This is a genomic window from Actinomadura soli (genome assembly GCF_005889715.1).
In the GTDB taxonomy this organism is placed as follows: Bacteria; Actinomycetota; Actinomycetes; order Streptosporangiales; family Streptosporangiaceae; genus Spirillospora; species Spirillospora soli.
Genome location: NZ_VCKW01000527.1, coordinates 1 through 1972 on the forward strand (window position 1 = coordinate 1; position 1972 = coordinate 1972).

Sequence of the window (1972 nt, forward strand, 5' to 3'; positions counted from 1 at the left end):
GTGGGGTGGCGCGTCGGGCGGGGGGCAGGCGGAGCCTGCCCGACGAAAGCTGCACCCAGGGGCCGTAGAGGCTCCAAAGTCAAGGGTGGGACGAAGTCCCATCGCGAAGCGACGCGAAGCGCCCTTGACTTTGGAGGGGCGGCCCCGTACGCAGCGCCACCCCACCGCCGACCCTAGAACACCAAAACACCAGAACCACAACACACCAGAACCACAACACACCCCCACCCAAAACAGCCCGGACAACCAAAGCCCCGCCAACACTCAACAGCCCGAAAGCGACATCAGAAAGGCGTCCAAGATCTCAGTCTGACGAACGGCAGGGAACCGCTCCGGATCGAAGAGAGCCTGGACGACCAGACCATGAGTGAAAGCAGCGACAGTAGCGACGACACCATCGACATCCGACGATGCGGGCAGTTCACCCCGCTCCACGGCAGCGGCCACGTGCGAACGAAGACGCTCGCGCCAATCCTGATAGCGATTTTTCTCGCGAACAACCAACTCGGGATCGGCCAGCGCGCCGTCCCATGAGCTGACCCAAATGCGGTTCATGGCCGCCGAGTCAGGGGTGAGGGGGAGGACGTCCATTAGCGCCGAGCGCAGAGCAGCAAGACCCTCAACCTGAACCTCCCGGACGCGACGGCTCGCGGTGCGTTCGTCGGCAACGTCGAGGGCGTAGGTGACGAGGGCCTTCTTGTTCGGGAAGTAGTGGGTGAGCAGGCCCGTGGAGGCACCCAGCTCCGCCGCGACGGCGCGCAGCGTCAGGCCGCCGAAGCCACGGGTGGCGAGGACGCGCCAGACGGCCTCGGAGACGTCGCGGCGGCGGGCGTCGTGGTCACCTCTGGCCGGCACTCCCGTATTGTACATAACAAACGTTCGGTACGTATCCCCCTGGGAGGGTCCATGTTCGCTCGCATCCTCGCCGAGAACGCGGAGCTCCGTCCGCTGGAGCCGTGGCAGGCTGCTGAGTTCGCCGAGCACGCGAAGAGGGTCCGCCAGGACATCGACCGGTATATCCCGTGGGCGCACACGGTTGTGGACGAGGCGACCGCCCGCGAGTTCCTGCAGTCGTATGCGCTCAAACAAGCCAAGGACCAAGGGCGCATCTACGGAATCTGGCTGGACGGCGTCCTCCAGGGCGGGACGGTGTTCCGTACGTTCGATACCGCGATGGGCGCCTGCGAGGTCGGCGTGTGGCTCGCCGTGGAAGCTCGGGGACGCGGCCTGATCACCACCGCCGTCCAGCACATGATCGATTGGGCGTTCTCGGCGCGTGGGCTGCACAGGGTCGAGTGGCTGTGCGATCCGCGGAACACCGCCAGCGCGGCGGTGGCGGAGCGACTGGGGATGACGTGTGAGGGCGTCCTGCGGCAGGGGTTCGTCCTGAACGGCGACCGACGAGACGTGCAGGTCTGGTCGATCCTCGCCGACGACCACCGACCGACCGTCTAATCGCCGACCGACGACACCCGGTCGACCGGACAATCGCGGAGGATGGCGCTCGCAATGCCGTACATGGACGACGGCTGGTGATCGCGGGTCCAGTGAGCGGCTGAACGGATCGTCCAATGACCGAACGGCCATCGGCTGGCGGGCGGCGACGGGCCAGGCGCAGGCCGGTCGACCGGATGATCAAAGGGCCGATGAAGCACGGCAACGGGCCGATGAAGCATGGCAACGGGCCGATGAAGCTTGGCAACGGGCCGGTGGGGCACGGCAGCGGGCGAGGAGTGCGGTAGGCGCAACTGACCCTTGGCATGGCGGGGGATGTCGGCCGGGTGGTCGCGGGACCGCGTCCCCGGTGGCTGGCCGGGCGATCGTGGGTCGGATGGGCGGCAGTGGCCGTGGTGGCAGTGGTGTCCGCGAGGCCAAAGCAGCGGCGGGGCCGTGCGGGTGGTCGTCGCAAGGGCAAGCGAGAGCGGCAGTCGGTCGGCCGTACACACCGGAGCCTCGGGGCTGGGGCCGGGGG

2 protein-coding genes are annotated in these 1972 nt (G+C 67.6%); one reads left to right on the forward strand and one right to left on the reverse strand.

From position 1 onward, the window contains the following. Nucleotides 1–264: 264 nt before the first annotated feature. Entirely contained in the window at nucleotides 265–855 is a 591-nt protein-coding gene (locus ETD83_RS41530; protein ID WP_230421541.1) for a TetR/AcrR family transcriptional regulator, read from the reverse strand. A gap of 51 nt (nucleotides 856–906) precedes the next feature. On the opposite strand from ETD83_RS41530, the gene ETD83_RS41535 reads away from it, so the two are divergent. Continuing rightward, nucleotides 907–1455 (forward strand): GNAT family N-acetyltransferase, encoded by a 549-nt coding sequence (locus ETD83_RS41535; RefSeq protein WP_138650720.1) that lies wholly within the window; start codon nucleotides 907–909, stop codon nucleotides 1453–1455. Nucleotides 1456–1972 lie beyond the last annotated feature (517 nt).